This is a genomic window from Enterobacter sp. JH25 (assembly GCF_021725435.1).
Classification (GTDB): domain Bacteria; phylum Pseudomonadota; class Gammaproteobacteria; order Enterobacterales; family Enterobacteriaceae; genus Enterobacter; species Enterobacter intestinihominis.
Window position 1 is genome coordinate 2,893,104 of the sequence record NZ_CP091319.1, and the last position, 15,601, is coordinate 2,908,704.

General features: G+C 45.9%; 13 protein-coding genes. All 13 read right to left on the bottom strand.

Annotated elements, in window-relative coordinates:
• Positions 1-36: 36 nt before the first annotated feature.
• A complete protein-coding gene (gene cpsB / locus L2Y28_RS13925; RefSeq protein ID WP_022648617.1) occupies positions 37-1,473 on the bottom strand; it encodes a mannose-1-phosphate guanyltransferase in 1,437 nt (478 codons plus the stop codon).
• Positions 1,455-2,474, bottom strand: a complete 1,020-nt coding sequence (locus tag L2Y28_RS13930) for a glycosyltransferase (protein ID WP_022648618.1) — start codon at positions 2,472-2,474, stop codon at positions 1,455-1,457. The genes cpsB and L2Y28_RS13930 overlap by 19 nt, the downstream gene beginning before the upstream one ends.
• The gene (locus tag L2Y28_RS13935; protein ID WP_226860865.1) at positions 2,471-3,631 is read right to left on the bottom strand and encodes a glycosyltransferase; all 1,161 of its coding nucleotides are present in this window, start codon (positions 3,629-3,631) and stop codon (positions 2,471-2,473) included. Before L2Y28_RS13935 ends, L2Y28_RS13930 begins: the two co-directional genes overlap by 4 nt.
• 78 nt (positions 3,632-3,709) lie before the next feature.
• Complete coding sequence (gene rfbA / locus L2Y28_RS13940) at positions 3,710-4,576, bottom strand: glucose-1-phosphate thymidylyltransferase RfbA (protein WP_022648620.1); 867 nt, start codon at positions 4,574-4,576, stop codon at positions 3,710-3,712.
• A gap of 2 nt (positions 4,577-4,578) precedes the next feature.
• Positions 4,579-5,661: a dTDP-glucose 4,6-dehydratase gene (gene rfbB, locus L2Y28_RS13945; protein ID WP_022648621.1), complete on the bottom strand. Its 1,083-nt coding sequence runs from the start codon at positions 5,659-5,661 to the stop codon at positions 4,579-4,581.
• A 102-nt stretch (positions 5,662-5,763) separates the two neighbouring features.
• A complete protein-coding gene (locus L2Y28_RS13950) occupies positions 5,764-7,533 on the bottom strand; it encodes a nucleoside-diphosphate sugar epimerase/dehydratase (RefSeq protein WP_096148930.1) in 1,770 nt (589 codons plus the stop codon).
• Between the two features lie 155 nt (positions 7,534-7,688).
• Positions 7,689-8,255 carry a sugar O-acyltransferase gene (locus L2Y28_RS13955; RefSeq protein ID WP_223861945.1) on the bottom strand — a complete coding sequence of 189 codons (567 nt, stop codon included), beginning with the start codon at positions 8,253-8,255 and terminating at the stop codon, positions 7,689-7,691.
• Positions 8,242-9,285: a glycosyltransferase family 4 protein gene (locus tag L2Y28_RS13960; protein WP_022648624.1), complete on the bottom strand. Its 1,044-nt coding sequence runs from the start codon at positions 9,283-9,285 to the stop codon at positions 8,242-8,244. Before L2Y28_RS13960 ends, L2Y28_RS13955 begins: the two co-directional genes overlap by 14 nt.
• Positions 9,285-10,235, bottom strand: coding sequence for an NAD-dependent epimerase/dehydratase family protein (locus L2Y28_RS13965; RefSeq protein WP_080337765.1), 951 nt, complete (start codon positions 10,233-10,235; stop codon positions 9,285-9,287). The genes L2Y28_RS13960 and L2Y28_RS13965 overlap by 1 nt, the downstream gene beginning before the upstream one ends.
• 383 nt (positions 10,236-10,618) lie before the next feature.
• Positions 10,619-11,515, bottom strand: coding sequence for a GalU regulator GalF (gene galF / locus L2Y28_RS13970; protein WP_017383282.1), 897 nt, complete (start codon positions 11,513-11,515; stop codon positions 10,619-10,621).
• Between the two features lie 174 nt (positions 11,516-11,689).
• Complete coding sequence (gene wcaM, locus L2Y28_RS13975; RefSeq protein WP_022648626.1) at positions 11,690-13,081, bottom strand: colanic acid biosynthesis protein WcaM; 1,392 nt, start codon at positions 13,079-13,081, stop codon at positions 11,690-11,692.
• A gap of 12 nt (positions 13,082-13,093) precedes the next feature.
• Positions 13,094-14,314, bottom strand: a complete 1,221-nt coding sequence (gene wcaL, locus L2Y28_RS13980) for a colanic acid biosynthesis glycosyltransferase WcaL (protein ID WP_022648627.1) — start codon at positions 14,312-14,314, stop codon at positions 13,094-13,096.
• On the bottom strand, positions 14,311-15,591 hold the full coding sequence (gene wcaK / locus L2Y28_RS13985; RefSeq protein ID WP_022648628.1) for a colanic acid biosynthesis pyruvyl transferase WcaK: 1,281 nt from the start codon (positions 15,589-15,591) through the stop codon (positions 14,311-14,313). Before wcaK ends, wcaL begins: the two co-directional genes overlap by 4 nt.
• Positions 15,592-15,601: the final 10 nt, after the last annotated feature.

Genomic DNA, 15,601 nt, shown 5'->3' on the forward strand with positions numbered 1-15,601 from the left:
TTAAATCTTGATATAACGTATTTGCTATGACAATTTCTAAATTCGCCCATAACGATCTGAAAGGCGAATAATGTCATCTTCTTCCAAATAGGAACCAGAACGCACTTCAATCAGTTCAAGCATGATTTTCCCTGGGTTCTCAAGAGAATGAATAACGCCAAGTGGGATATAAACGGATTGATTTTCTGTCAAAATTTTTTCTTCTCCGTTAATTGTTACTTTCGCAGTCCCAGATACAATAACCCAGTGTTCAGAACGGTGATGATGCATTTGTTCTGATAGCCCCTCCCCAGGTTTTACGCTTATACGCTTAACCTGGTAGCGTTCTCCAGCGTCAATCGAATCATATTTACCCCAGGGACGAAAAACTTCGCGGTGTTTATGATGCTCTAAACGCCCCTCAGCCTTTATTTTCTCCACTATCTTTTTAACATCCTGTACGGCATGCCTATCAGCAATGAGAACTGCATCTTTGGTCTGCACAATGATAAGGTCTTTCACGCCCACAGTGGCAACGAGACCTGATTCTGAATGTACGTAACTATTTTTTGTTCGGAAACTAATGACATCACCACGATGGACATTACCATCGGTGTCATGTGGGCTAATATCCCACAATGATGACCATGATCCAACATCGCTCCAGCCGGCATCCATTGGCACTACAACGGCGTCCTCAGTTTTCTCCATCACAGCATAATCAATCGACTCATCCGGACAAGCCAAGAATGACTTCTCATCAACTCTGGTGAAATCAAGGTCAGGATTGATAGCACTCATTGCTTTTTCGCATGCCTCAAGAATATCAGGCCTGAACTTTCTCAACTCGGCCAGATAGCTATCAACCTGGAAAAGAAACATACCGCTATTCCAATAATATTTCCCGCTATCTACATAAGATTTAGCAGTATCCAGATCGGGTTTTTCTACAAACCTTGAGACTTTATATGCTTCCTTACATCCTTTCTGACTTATGCTATCGCCGCGGAGAATATAACCATAACCAGTTTCAGCTCTATCAGGCACAATCCCAAAAGTTACAAGTTTGCCTTGTTCTGCACAAGGAATCGCTTGTCTGATCGCATCTCTGAAAACTTCTTCCTTCTCAAAAATATGGTCGGCAGCAAGTACCAGTAATAATGGATTGCTTTCGGCGTTATTCTTTTTCGCGGCTAATGCAGCAAGAGCGACGGCTGGAGCAGTATTTCGCCCTGCAGGTTCAAGGACAATATTTTTAGTTAGCTTGTTTAATTGTAGTAACTGCTCTGCCACGATAAAACGGTGTTTTTCATTACAAATTACTATAGGATTATTACAATCAAGTCCATCCAAACGGTTGATTGTTGATTGCAACATCGTGTAATCACCCTTTACTGGAATGAACTGTTTGGGATAAAGTTCACGGGATAGTGGCCATAAACGACTACCTGTACCGCCAGCCATTATAACAGGTATCAATTTGCTAGTAGCCATTTTTCAATTTCTTCCTCTAAAATAATATGATACTTAATCTTATAACCTGATGAATCACTAGTCACATGAGCCAAAAAATATTTCTCACAAAAAGAATGATCGTCATATAAATAAACACTTTCGTCTCTATGTTCTCTAAATGCAGAAATATTTGACGCTAAAACGCTTTTACCACATATTCTGCCTTCAATTACTGGCCTTCCGAATCCTTCATGAGTCGAATGAGCCCAGACCATTGAAGCGTTCTTTAGTTCCGATAATAATTCGTCATCTGTAAGAACCGGCAGCACCTGGACATTCTCAATCTTTAACTCTCTAAGTATATTCAATGCCCATTCTCTGTGAGAGCCTAATCCTATAACCTTAAGCTTATGCGAAGCAGCGTATGCACATGTTTTCCATAACTGCATTGCGTGATTAAATTCTTTATTAGAACCATTACCTGAAATTAATACTGCATAGGATTCAGCATTACTTTTTCGAATATTACCTTGTGATAATTTAGCTTCTAGTTGATAGAATGAGTTAGGGAAAAGATAAACATTACTATCTTTTAACCATTTAACATTCATTCCAATTCTTTTTGTTGTTGCTGAGACAAATGCTACATCTCTTTTCAAAAAAGCATGAAATCGCTGTGTTAGTACAATATATAACGCAGAAAGACTTAGCCTTTCCTTAATTCTTTTATTTGGGATGAAATCATGAATTATTAATATGGATTTTTTGGAAAAAGCCGATATTACAGAACATGAGTTATAAGGATATATAACTTTTTCATATCTTCCCATAATACTTATCATAGGAATAATAACTTGCTCACAAAGAACAAAGAGTAAGTCTATAATTGCCCTAGGTAATTTTTGTGCAAATTTTGGACAACTCCACTCATTGACTATACATCCATTCTTTTCAAGTGCTGTAATTAAGTTGGATGAATAGATCGGAATACCTCTGTACAATATTCCCTTATAGAAATTGAACAACAATACTTTTTTCATTTCATTCCTGTCACACAGTTGATAAGATTCCAGTTGTAATGTTTCTTCAATACTTCTATCGCACAAAGAGAATTTTTATTAGCAATCTCTTCTCTAGACTCAAAAAGCTCGATAGAACGGATAAAATCATTTTTACTATTGGCAACGATAGCGTATTCACTAAGTTTTGGCATTGAATCCAGAACTATATTTGTAGTTATGACTGGCAGGCCTAATGCAAACGCTTCTAATACTTTATTCTGAAGACCAGAACCGTCGAAAATAGGGAATACCGCTATATCCATATTTGCCAGAAGATTCTTCAAATCATCAACATAACCATGAACGATAACTTCATTTGGTTTATTCAAAGCCAAAACTTGTTTACATGGCTGAGCACCGATGATATGAAGTTTATATTTTTCTTTTGGTAGACTATTAAACAAATCAGTTAAAAAGATTGCAGCTTTAACATTGGGGTAATAACTCATATTCCCCCAAAAAGCTAAATTTATAACGCCGTCGTCTTTTTTTAAGGTTTTTTTTACTCCGGGAATGTTCACGCCATTAGGTATAATCTTAAAACCTTCTTTACCTATATGTTTAGCATCTCTTTCTGAAATTATAAATCCCGCATCGATTACTTCGTATATTTCCCTCTCAATCGCGGACAGCTTTTTACTTTCGAAGCCACATATTTTCTTCATGAGAAAGTTTTCTGTTGCAGCTCTATTCTGCATATTTAATGAAAGAGCATCAACAAAATCACAATATATTAATGATTTGATACTGTGTTCTTTTCTTAAAGAAATAGTTTTAAAGATAAGGAACTCCAACCTAACCAATTGGAAAATTATCATGTCATAATTATTAGAAAGTAAAAGTTTTTTTAATTTTTGCCACGAGGCCTTATCATTATACACCGCACATTGCAATGCAGTTTGCCCCCTATTTTTAATTATGTTTTTTATTTTACCGATCTTTGATAAATTACCAGAAGAACACGAATTTATAAAATTATTGACATTACCACTTGTGGTGTTTGCTTTTTCTACCGAAAAAACATCCACTAAATTTTCTTTCGAAAGCTCTTTTATTTGATTATAAGCACGCAGAGCATCTCCAGTAATAATTGGCCAAGGGAAACGTGCAGTTACAAATAAAATTTTCTTCATCATCTAACCTATCTGTTTCTTATATTATATAAGGCTCGTAAACACAAACCATGCAGGCGACATTATGTTTATAAAGTTTTGTTATCTATTAATTAATTTTAGTAAATATGCGCCGTAGTTAGTTTTCACAAATAGCCCCGCTCTTGAATATAAATCCTGATCGCTTAACCAGCCATTTCTCCACGCTATTTCCTCAAGGCACGCAATCATCATCCCCTGACGTTTTTGAACCGTCTCAACAAAGCTTCCTGCCTCAATTAAACTGTCATGAGTACCTGTATCAAGCCAAGCAAATCCTCGACCTAACAACTCGACTGTCAACATATTATTTTCTAGATATACTTGGTTAACAGTTGTAATTTCGAGTTCACCTCGGGGTGATGGCTTTATATGTTTAGCAATATCAACAACTTCATTATCGTAAAAATAAAGACCTGTTACTGCCCAATTTGATCTGGGTGCTACAGGTTTTTCTTCTATACTCAATGCCGTGTAATTTTTATCAAATTCGACGACACCAAAACTCTCAGGATTCATAACCTGATAACCAAATACAGTAGCACCTTTATTTCTATTTGCTGCCGTTTTAAGTTTTGGTGTAAATCCTTGACCAAAGAAAATATTATCCCCAAGGACCAAACAAACAGAATCATTACCAATAAAGTTGTCACCGATGATAAATGCTTGAGCTAAACCATCAGGGCTGGGTTGGATTGCATATTCTATGTTTATGCCAAACTGACGGCCATCACCGAGTAAACGTATAAAAGCTGGCTGATCATCTGGTGTTGTAATAATTAAAATATCTTTAATGCCAGCCAACATTAATACTGAAAGCGGGTAATAGATCATGGGTTTATCATAAACAGGAAGTAACTGTTTCGATACGCCCATTGTAATTGGATATAATCGTGTACCTGACCCCCCCGCTAAAATAATACCCTTCATTACTAACCGCCCTCATAATTTTGCTTTATCCAGGAGTGGTAACTTCCGTTATTAACATTTGCTATCCACTCCCTATTCGCTAGAAACCACTCAACCGTTTTACGAATTCCGCTTTCAAAAGTCTCCAGTGGTTTCCATCCCAGTTCCTTGCTAATCTTTTTAGCATCAATTGCATAACGACGATCATGACCGGGCCGATCTGGTATGAAAGTTATTTGTTCTCGGTAGGAAACTTTTTTTGGTACAATTTCATCTAACAGATCACAGATCGTATGCACAACATTAAGGTTTCTCTGTTCATTATAGCCTCCTATATTATAGGTCTCACCGATTTTACCTTGCGTTACTACGATATATAAAGCACGGGCGTGATCTTCTACATACAGCCAGTCACGTATTTGATCTCCGTTGCCATACACTGGCAGAGGTTTGCCTTCTAGTGCATTGAGAATTACTAACGGGATTAATTTTTCTGGGAAGTGATACGGGCCGTAGTTGTTTGAACAATTGGTTACGATGGTAGGGAAGCCATAGGTTCGCAGCCATGCGCGGACTAGATGATCACTTGAGGCTTTTGAAGCAGAATACGGGCTGCTTGGGGCATATGCGGTTTTTTCAGTAAACAGCGGCAGTTCAGTGCCCTTTACAACTTCATCCGGATGCGGAAGATCGCCATACACTTCATCTGTAGAAATATGATGGAAACGGAATCTAGTTTTTTTCTCTGCGCTAAGTTCGGACCAGTATTTACGGCTAGCTTCTAATAGCACATAAGTGCCGATAATATTAGTTTCGATAAAGGCTGCAGGACCACTTATCGAACGATCGACATGGCTCTCAGCCGCCAGATGCATCACTGCATCAGGTTGGTGATAAGACAAAATACGTTCCATAGCAGCGTTATCGCAAATATCAGCATGTTCAAAATAATAACGATCGCTCTGTGCGACGGTGGCTAGCGATTCGAGATTACCGGCGTAGGTCAATTTATCGACATTAATCACAGTGTCCTGCGTGTGATTAATAATGTGTCGTACAACAGCAGACCCAATAAAACCAGCTCCACCCGTGACCAGTATTTTCACGTTTATTTCGCTCTTAAAGTTTTCTGAAACAAAAGATGGTATGCCTACCACCCTGTTTACTCATTATAAGTAAACAGGGAGGAGAAGGGCGACGATAGGCTTTTAACTCACATTTTTATTCCATAGTAAATCGCAGATACCATCCGTTGGATTGAACGCGGCAGGTGCCTGCAAGAGTATTTCACGCACACGTTCGTAGTCGAACTCACGGCAGGCGTTGTCGAGATCCTGAAGAATGTGGCTCATTTCACTCCATGGCAACATTACTTCGTTAGCTGTTCTGATACGCGGGTGCTGCGTAACGGATACATTGTCGCCGATAAGCAACTCTTCATACAGTTTCTCACCTGGACGCAGACCTGTCGTTTTTATCGCAATATCACCATAAGGGTTTTTATCATCACGAACGGTTAGCCCTTGCAGCGTAATCATGCGGTGTGCAAGATCGATAATCCTGACGGGTTCCCCCATATCCAGAACAAAAACATCGCCGCCCGTGCCCATGGCTCCCGCCTGGATCACCAGTTGAGCCGCTTCAGGAATGGTCATAAAGTAACGCGTGATATCTTCGTGTGTCAGCGTCACCGGCCCACCTGCAGCAATCTGTTTTTCAAATAACGGCACAACTGAGCCTGATGAGCCTAACACGTTGCCGAAACGAACCATACTAAAGCAGGTATTATTGGATTCCTTCGCCAGCGCTTGCAGCACCAGCTCCGCCATGCGTTTGGTCGCCCCCATTGTGTTGGTGGGCCGTACGGCTTTATCGGTCGAAATTAAGACAAAGTTTTCAACACCACAACTTGCCGCGGCCTGAGCACAGCTTAACGTACCAAATATATTATTGCGCACGCCATCAAGAACGTTGAACTCGACAAGCGGTACATGCTTGTACGCCGCAGCATGATAAATTGTGTCGACGTTGAATGCTCTGATTAACCTTTCGAGATGCTCTTTATCCTGAACGTTTCCGAGGATCGGATAGATTTTAACCTTAAAATCCTGACCCAGATTCAGGTTACGCAGTTCGGAATCAATGGAATAGAGGGAGAATTCGGACAGTTCGAAAAGAATAAGCTGGTTTGGCTTATTTTTAATTATCTGTCGGCATAGTTCAGACCCTATTGACCCCCCTGCCCCGGTAACCATCACTGCTTTCCCGTTAATATTTCGGGATATCAATTCCGGAATGGGTGAGACAGGATCGCGGCCCAGCAGGTCTGTAATAACGACTTTCCGCAAGGAATCAATACTTGCCTTCCCCTCCACCAGATCGACCATTCCCGGGATGGAGAGCACTTCGCACGGCAGACCTTCCAGTGTTTTAATGACTTCGTTCTTTCTTGCCCGGCTTGCGCTTGGCATGGCCAGCAGAATTTTCTTCGCTTCGTATTTCTCAACCAGCCAGGGCAGTTTTTCTGGCGCAAAAACGCTTACCCCGTGAATCACCTGACCTTGCAGGGCACGGTTATCATCGACAAAAGCAACGGGGTAATATTCGTCCATCTGGCTCAGCGCAGGCAGTAATTGACGACCGGATGCACCTGCACCATAAATAACTACCCGAGTGCCCAGATTCAACCCACGATTCACCAACATTCTCATCCCAAGCCGTGATCCGGCAATAAGCAGTAGACCGAATGAGAAATAGATAAAAGGAATCGTTCTCGGCAAATAGAGGTTGGTATAGAACGCTGCGATAATAAGCAAAATGGACGATATGACCATCCCCATCGTTACTACCAGTAATATTTTGGCAGTAATATAACGAATTACGGCCCGATACAGCCCTAATTTAACAAAGATTGCCAAAGTAACTAAAATTATTGAAAGAATAAAAAGCCAATGCTCTGTACTATATACTGGAGTCATTGAATCAATGCGCACCCAAAATGCAAACCAAAATGCGCACAGCAGAAGCACAACATCTATAGAGAGTGTGATAATACGTTTTATTGGTCGTGGTAAAGATATTAAATAATTTAGCATACTAAAAACTGGTCGCCTCACTAAAGCTTGCATTCAGTTTATAAAATAGTACCAGCAGGACACACTGAGTAATCGTCTACTTTAGTATTATAACCGCCCACTGTCCCCGCCTGGAGAAACGCTGCTTTCCCAATCACAGCGCTGCCCGCAAGATGGACACCAACACCTAAATGAGCGAAATCACCAAGAATGGCATCGTGATCTATTGTCGAGTGGCTATTCACAATCGTCGCCAAACCTAATTTTGCGTTGGCACCCACTACAGCTCCCGCTAACACAACAGTTCCCTCAGCAAGGGTCGCCGATGGACTGACAAATGCAAAGGGATGTATAAGCGTTACAGGATGAATACCTAAGCCGAGCAGTTGCTGATAGAGCTGCTCTCTGACTTTATTGTTTCCGATGCCAATAGCGACATGACTGACCTTACCAATATGTAACTGTAGTTCGGAAATTTTTCCAATAATCAGCTGATTAATTTCCTGGCAGGCAGAGGTATTATCGTCGAGGAAAACGATATCCTTATATCCCAGCAGTCTCGCTGTCTCGTACAGCGTACGGCCATGACCACCCGCGCCCAAAATCAATAAGTCATGCATTGACATTGCTCTCTTTGTCTTTAACGCCTGCACCACATTTCAGTGCAACAACGAGAAGCGGGAACCAGGCGATGAGCAGCCCCACAACACCATCAATTTTGCCTGAGGCAATAAAAAAGGCGAAGGGGAAAAGCCACAGCAGATTGACGGCAATTGCCAATGATGTCACCGGAACGTGGCTGCCATATTTTCTTGCGAGGATTTGGTAGCCATGGCTGGCATGTGCTTCATAGACCTTTTTACCTGCTACGAGCCTCCTCAATAGCGTTGTCGTGGCATCGACGATAAATACGCCCAGCAAACATAATTCTGCAATAAAGAAATGCGTATCTGCTTTCGCAATATGGAGAATCATCAGTCCAATAGTTATCCCCAGGAAACCACTCCCGGCATCCCCCATGAAGATTTTTGCTCTCGGGAAATTCCAGACAATAAAACCGGCGGCGGCACCGATTAGGGCAAGCGTCAGCGGATAAATACTTCCAGGCGCGTCCGTGTACTGGTTTACAACAATCAACATTGCGCTACATGCGGCGAATGTTATTGCTTCAGCGCTGGCTAAGCCATTAATCCCATCCATAAAATTATATAAGTTCAGCATCCAGACCAGATATACACAGCCGAGAATCATACCAATCCAGGATAAAGAAAAATCGTAACCAAACAGCGTAATTACAGGGAAGGATCCCAGGAAATAAATGCCAATTGCTGCTGCCAGGAAATGCATTAATAGACGCCATCGTGCCGCAATATGACCATGATCATCAAGAAAACCAATGATGGCGACAATTACACCTGGAATAAATAAACCCAGGAAGCTGTCGAACGTTAGCGTATGGTTAAAATAAAATCCTACCAAAGCGACCAGGAGCGTCAGGACGATCGCTACTCCACCACCTCGCGGGGTGGGCACAGAATGCGAACTTCGCTGGTTTGGGCGGTCAATAACATTATGCTTTATTGCATACCCCCGCAATCCCCAAGTCAGCGCACACGATGCTAAAAAAGCGAATATCACAATTCCAAAATTCAACATTATTTATTACCTTCAGTATAATATTTCGCCGTTTTTTTCATAGTTTCATGAAGTGTTATCGGGGGTGTCCAGTGCAAATGTTCCCGCGATTTGGAGGCATCGACTTCCAGATCGCCAAATAACTGATCGTAAATACCACCTTTTCCAGCACCGGAAAGCAGTAACTTCATAATGCTTTTAGGGAAATAAATAATTTTCGCTTTGATATCCATACCAGCAGCAAAAGTTTCAATCATCTCTTCCGTTGAAGGTCGTTCTGCATCAGCGAGTAAAAAGAGTTGATTCTTAGCTTTCTCGTTTACGACACATTCATTGATAAAACTGACGACATTATCCAGCGAAACAAGAGCACGCTTATTCTTAACATTTTTAAACGGTAACGGCAGGTTTTTCGATACAAGTTTCAAAAGACGCTGAATATTACCCGGTGCATTTTCGCCACAAATTAAAGCCGGACGGACAATAGTGATAGCCATATCGGTCCCTCCAAAATTTTTTAACAGGCTCTGCTCAGCTTCGAGCTTGGAAATGGCATAATCAGAAGTCGGTCGAGGTGCCGATGTTTCTGTAAAGGGAGTTCCTGAAGTGGAATTACCGTTGACACCGATAGAGCTTATGAAAATAAAGTGCTTTACACCGCTACTGGCGGCATCTTTAGCTAATTTTATCGTCGCATCGTGATTAACCCGTCGGAATTCCGCTAATGCATCCTGTGCGTCATCATTGAGAATATGTGCCCTTCCCGCAGTATGAATGACGGTGTCGCACCCCTGGAGAAGATGAGCCCAGTTGGTGTCGGCTGAGATATCACCCAAGTTGAAAATACCTTCTGCAATGTTCTCTTGCCTGCGCGTTGTTAGTATCACCTCGTGCCCCGATGATTTCAACGTCTGGACTAAAGCAGTACCAAGAAATCCGGTTCCGCCCGTCACCAATACTTTCATTGCCATCCCCTATCTGCTTAATTTGTTATTTTTACCCCGCGAGGAGTGCTGGAACGCGATCACTTTACTATCCAGAGCCATTCGTTCTTTATTCATTAACTTATGCGAGGTATGCTACCGCCCCTGGCTTAACAGCTACCAGTGCACTGAGAGAAGTTTAGAGAAGAATTTTCTGGTCTGATTACAGACAAAAACTGGCGTTAATTGTCGTCCTAAATGGCGTCAGAAACAAGCACAAATCGCTACAAATCAGCCCAGATTTGAAGCAGGTAACTCTCTGTTATCACAGGAATTAATAACAAAAAGCGGCAGCCATCATTTTGTTTATGTAACAACATAACAAAATGATGGCTGCCGCGCATAAGGTCTTTCAGGCTGCGGAAGGACTATCAGTCGTTAGCCAGCAACTTCTCAATCCGGCTTCTGAACTTCGCCCCTTCCTTCAGGTTACGCAGGCCATAGTTCACAAACGCCTGCATATACCCCATTTTTTTACCGCAGTCATAGCTGTCACCGGTCATCAGCATGGCATCAACTGACTGCTTCTTCGCCAGCTCAGCAATCGCATCGGTCAGCTGGATACGATCCCAGGCGCCCGGCTCGGTTTTTTCCAGCTCAGCCCAGATATCGGCATTCAGCACATAACGGCCGACTGCCATCAGGTCGGAGTCCAGGGTCTGCGGCTGATCGGGTTTTTCGATAAACTCAACGATACGGCTCACCTGCCCTTCCGTCTCCAGCGGCTCTTTAGTCTGAATAACAGAGTACTCAGAGAGATCGCCCTTCATACGTTTCGCCAGCACCTGGCTGCGACCCGTTTCGTTGAAGCGAGCGACCATTGCCGCCAGGTTGTAACGCAGCGGATCGGCAGAAGCGGTATCAATGATGATATCGGGCAGTACCACGATAAACGGGTTATCGCCTACGACCGGACGCGCGCACAAAATTGAATGGCCCAGACCCAGCGGCTGCGCCTGACGCACGTTCATGATGGTCACGCCAGGAGGGCAGATAGACTGAACTTCCGCCAGAAGCTGACGCTTAACGCGCTGCTCGAGCAGCGCTTCGAGTTCATAAGAGGTGTCGAAGTGGTTCTCTACCGCATTCTTCGAAGAGTGCGTCACCAGAACGATTTCTTTGATCCCTGCAGCAACAATCTCGTCGACGATGTACTGAATCATCGGCTTGTCAACGATCGGCAGCATCTCTTTGGGAATTGCCTTCGTGGCTGGCAACATATGCATGCCCAGACCCGCTACCGGTATGACTGCTTTCAAATTAATCATTATTTCTTCCACCTTAAAATGGTTGACGAATTATAGCTTTTAAACCTGTTTTCGCCAGCATGTTTTGCCGTAAATATGAAGTAATCCTAGGTCACCCCACCACAAATTACAGTAGTTGTAATCTGAATAGATCGCGATTTCGTTCCAGGAATTGTCGCAAAATAGTCTGGATGATTACCTGTGCGGCAGCGCAAAATTCAACCGTTCCGTATTCACCACGTGTTGATCAACGCGATCAATATCCACCGAGCTCTGCCCCTTTTCACTAACCGCTTTTATGTTAGCAAGCGACAGCAACGTCTCGTTTTTAGCCATAAATTTCCCGCGCACGTCTTTACGCAAATCGAAGTTCATCTTCAGGGCCGGTCCCGTCGTTGACTCCTGCATCACGTTGATATTACGTAAGAAAAGGTGTTGGGGTTTGTTATGCAGCTCAAGCGTTGCCCGCTGCATCTCCACGTTGGTGATGGCAACAAACGACGTGGCATTGCCGGAGGAAATCTGTATCCCGCGCAGCTTATAGGCAAGCTGTCGGTTATCCAGGCGAATATCGTTAAGTTTGAAGTTCTGCGGTATCGACAGATAATCGCCCTTGATCACGCCATAGCCAATTAGCATTCCGGCGCTGTTGACCATATCGACATTATCAATAACGAAATTATCACAGCCATAAATAGCTACCGTCGCGTTATCAATTCCGGCCTTTTTACTGAAGTCAGGGGTAATATTGCTGGCCTTGATATTACGGATCACAAAGTGTTTACCGTTTTCGACATGCACCAGCTGCCGACAGTTGCTGCCGGTGATATTTGCCACCACGAAGTTTTTAACGGTCTGCTGTTCCGGATAATCATTGTCGTACGTACTGCCGGCCAGCCCGATGCCTATGCCCCAGTTGATCTTGCCGTTGGTGCAGTTGATGTTATCGATCACGTGGTCCGAGATCAGAATGTTGCGGTCGTTAATCGCCACGTTCCACTCAATCGCATCACCCTGCAAGTAGCTGAATTTACTGTTGGTAATGCGCGCACCGTCCACCTGATTGTGGAATCCCTGACGCAGGATCGCGTAGTTGGCCTGCGTCACGGTGATGTTATCGATGAGCAGGTTGCGCATCACTCGCCGTTTTTTACCGCCGATGTAGATCTGGGTGACGGGGCCGAAGCCGCTCATCGCCAGCCCTTTAATGACACAGTCGGAGCCACGCACGTCCAGCGTGATGTTATGCGTGCGCCCCTCTCCTTCCCCAATGACCTTGCAGCCCTCCTGAAGCACAAACCGCCCGCGCCCGTTGCCCTTCAGCGCACCGCGGATCAGCAGGGTTTTGCCATCAGGAATGAAAATGCCGGTATTGATGTTTTCACAGGTTAACCCGGCGGGAACAACAACGGTATCGCCCTCGGCAAATGCCTGCCTGAAGGCGGCGATCCAGTCGTTATTGTTGTAGCGATCGACAGAAACCGTCTTCCCGGTTGCCGCCCGCGCAGCGCGGGGCGACAGCAGCGGCATGGCAGCCAGGACGGATAAAGAAGAGACAAATCGGCGTCGGGTAATCTTATTCAGCATACAACCTCAGCGTTACAGCGTTTGCAGCAGGCTCGCTAACTGGCGATTAATCACCTGCTGATTGAATTCTGCTTCAACTTTTTGCCGCGCATTTTGCAGCACAGGGATCAGCGTCTGCTGATCGATATCACTGAACGCGGCCAGACGGTCCGCCAGCGCCAGCGCATTGTTTTCAGGGACCAGCCAGCCGGAATGCTCAGAGGTGATCAGCTCCGGGATGCCGCTGTGTAACGTCGAGACCACCGGAATGCCGACCGCCATCGCCTCCATCAGCGCCACGGGAATGCCTTCCATATCGCCGTCAGCGCCGGTTACGGAAGGCAGCAGGAACACATCCGCCTCGTCGAGCATGGCTTTCACTTCGTGGCTCGGCTTGAAGCCCGGCATCTCCACCACATCTTCCAGCTGATACTGTTCAATCAGCGTGCGCAGGCGACGCTCCCACGGCCCGATGCCCAGGATGCGGTAGTGGAAGTCCACGCCGCGCGCCTTCAGCTGGCGACAGGCTTCGATGGCTACGTGCAGCCCTTTCTTTTCGGTCAGGCGGGCAACAGAGATAATTTGCAGCGGCTTGCCCGGCACCTTGACCGGTCGCTGGGTGAAGCGTTCCATGTCCACGCCCATGCGTGAAACGGCGATTTTCTCGCTCGGGCACCCCATGGTTTTCAGGCGTCCGGCCCACAGGTTGCTTATCGGCAGCATCATGTCACCACGGCGAAACAGCTGCTGATATTCCGGGGTGTAGTGGTTCAGCACTTCACGGCTGGAGATATCGATACCGTGGAAAATGGTGGCGATTTTGCCGTCAATCACCCCCAGCTCACGCAGTTTTGCCGCCGTGACGCCAGCCGGGCCAAAGTGAGCGATAAAGACATCGGCCCGGTACGGCTGGGCCGTTTGCCCGCAAATGGCGGATAAGATCAGGTTGCGGGCCTCCGCCCCATAGCGCGACATATTCAGCGCCCGCCACGTCGAGGCGCGATGCAGGCCGCGCAGCGTCTGGCCAGTGCGATGGCGCAGTTTGTTCATCCGTCCGGCGGGTTCGTCCTGCAACCAGCGGGTTTTCGCCTCCAGCCCATACTGGGTATACGCCGCATGGGTGTTTTGCGTATCGCCCTTTTGCAGGGCGATAATCTCCACGTCATACCCCATATCGATAAACGCGGTGATTTGGTTCAGCACAAAAGTTTCAGACGACAGCGGAAATTTCAGTAAGAAGAAACCAACCTTCATTTCCCCTCCCGGACGCGGTCGAGGACGGATTTCACCATGCCAATACCTTTTTCGCGTTCGGCTTTCACCGCCACCGCCAGACGTTCGTTGATCGCAGGCAGCTGGCCGAGCGTGTCGCCCACCATCGCACCCAGCGATCCGTCCAGCAGATGACGAATATCGACGGCCATTTCCGGCATACCGAGCTGCTGCATAATGCCTGCGGACTTGTGCTCGTAGTTGATAGCGATGGCTGGCGTGCCGAAGTTCATCGAAATAATGGCCGAGTGCAGACGCGTGCCCACGGTCAGGTCGCAGGCGGAGAGCAGCTTGCCCATCTCCAGGTCGTTCAGCTCGTCCATCACCACGTGGTAGCGGGATGGGTCGTTGACCAGGTTACGCAGGTTGAGCGCCACCATGCGGTCATCTTTGTTGTAGCTGTCGATACCGGTACAGGTGGAAAGCGCCAGCACCTGGTAACCGCTGTCCAGCACGCGGTTCACCACCTCGGCAAAGGCTTTTTCATACGCCGCCTGAGTCGTGCCGAGGCGTTTATCGAAGGGCGCAAGTTCACGCAGGGTAATGGCGACGGTTTTCTGTTTTGCCGCCACGTCCAGCCAGTGCTGTACCGCGTAGCTGGCCTGGAAGCTGTCATCCTGATGATCCACCAGCCAGGCGGTGTCTACGCCGTGCTCCACTTTGGTGGTGTCGATTTCGCTACGCTTCATCATGTCGAGGCTGACCGATTCGCGCAGGATCAGCGCGTCACAGTGGCCGAAGACATAGTTCGCCAGCTGGTTGAACTGCGGATCCTGGAACGGCCCGACGCTGTGGCCAATCATAAACAGCGGTTTTTTCGCCATAAAGGTGCAGAGCGCATGCTCAAACTGCGGCACGCCGTACAGGTCGACGAAGAACGAGCCGCCCACCTGAATAATGGCGTCATAGCCGGACAGCAGACGCACGAAATCGGTAAAGCCCTGCGCGATGGCAATGTTGCGCAGCTTGCCGGTGTCGGTTACGCGAGAAAGCAGCACCTGATGCTGGTAGCGGCGACGCAGCACTTTCTTCACGCGCCCCATCACGCCCGCAGCGTTGTTGTGCTGTTTCATCTGGCTGTAGAGCGGGTCGCCCATCACCGGGCGGTTCAGTAACCAGGATGAGCTGACCGGATAACGGCTCATCACATCCACTTCTGTCTCAGGCTTAAGGGTGTTAATTGCATCCAATAAACCGCGCAGGATGGCGCTGTCGCCACGGTTGCCGCAGGTATGGTTGCCAAGAATAAGTAATTTCATAATGGCCTCG

What these genes read in the sequence shown, in the direction of transcription:
- cpsB (WP_022648617.1), bottom strand. Translation starts at nt 1,473, where the DNA reads ATGGCTACTAGCAAATTGATACCTGTTATAATGGCTGGCGGTACAGGT.
- L2Y28_RS13930 (WP_022648618.1), bottom strand. Translation starts at nt 2,474, where the DNA reads ATGAAAAAAGTATTGTTGTTCAATTTCTATAAGGGAATATTGTACAGA.
- L2Y28_RS13935 (WP_226860865.1), bottom strand. Translation starts at nt 3,631, where the DNA reads ATGATGAAGAAAATTTTATTTGTAACTGCACGTTTCCCTTGGCCAATT.
- rfbA (WP_022648620.1), bottom strand. Translation starts at nt 4,576, where the DNA reads ATGAAGGGTATTATTTTAGCGGGGGGGTCAGGTACACGATTATATCCA.
- L2Y28_RS13950 (WP_096148930.1), bottom strand. Translation starts at nt 7,533, where the DNA reads ATGACTCCAGTATATAGTACAGAGCATTGGCTTTTTATTCTTTCAATA.
- L2Y28_RS13955 (WP_223861945.1), bottom strand. Translation starts at nt 8,255, where the DNA reads ATGTCAATGCATGACTTATTGATTTTGGGCGCGGGTGGTCATGGCCGT.
- L2Y28_RS13960 (WP_022648624.1), bottom strand. Translation starts at nt 9,285, where the DNA reads ATGTTGAATTTTGGAATTGTGATATTCGCTTTTTTAGCATCGTGTGCG.
- L2Y28_RS13965 (WP_080337765.1), bottom strand. Translation starts at nt 10,235, where the DNA reads ATGGCAATGAAAGTATTGGTGACGGGCGGAACCGGATTTCTTGGTACT.
- galF (WP_017383282.1), bottom strand. Translation starts at nt 11,515, where the DNA reads ATGATTAATTTGAAAGCAGTCATACCGGTAGCGGGTCTGGGCATGCAT.
- wcaM (WP_022648626.1), bottom strand. Translation starts at nt 13,081, where the DNA reads ATGCTGAATAAGATTACCCGACGCCGATTTGTCTCTTCTTTATCCGTC.
- wcaL (WP_022648627.1), bottom strand. Translation starts at nt 14,314, where the DNA reads ATGAAGGTTGGTTTCTTCTTACTGAAATTTCCGCTGTCGTCTGAAACT.
- wcaK (WP_022648628.1), bottom strand. Translation starts at nt 15,591, where the DNA reads ATGAAATTACTTATTCTTGGCAACCATACCTGCGGCAACCGTGGCGAC.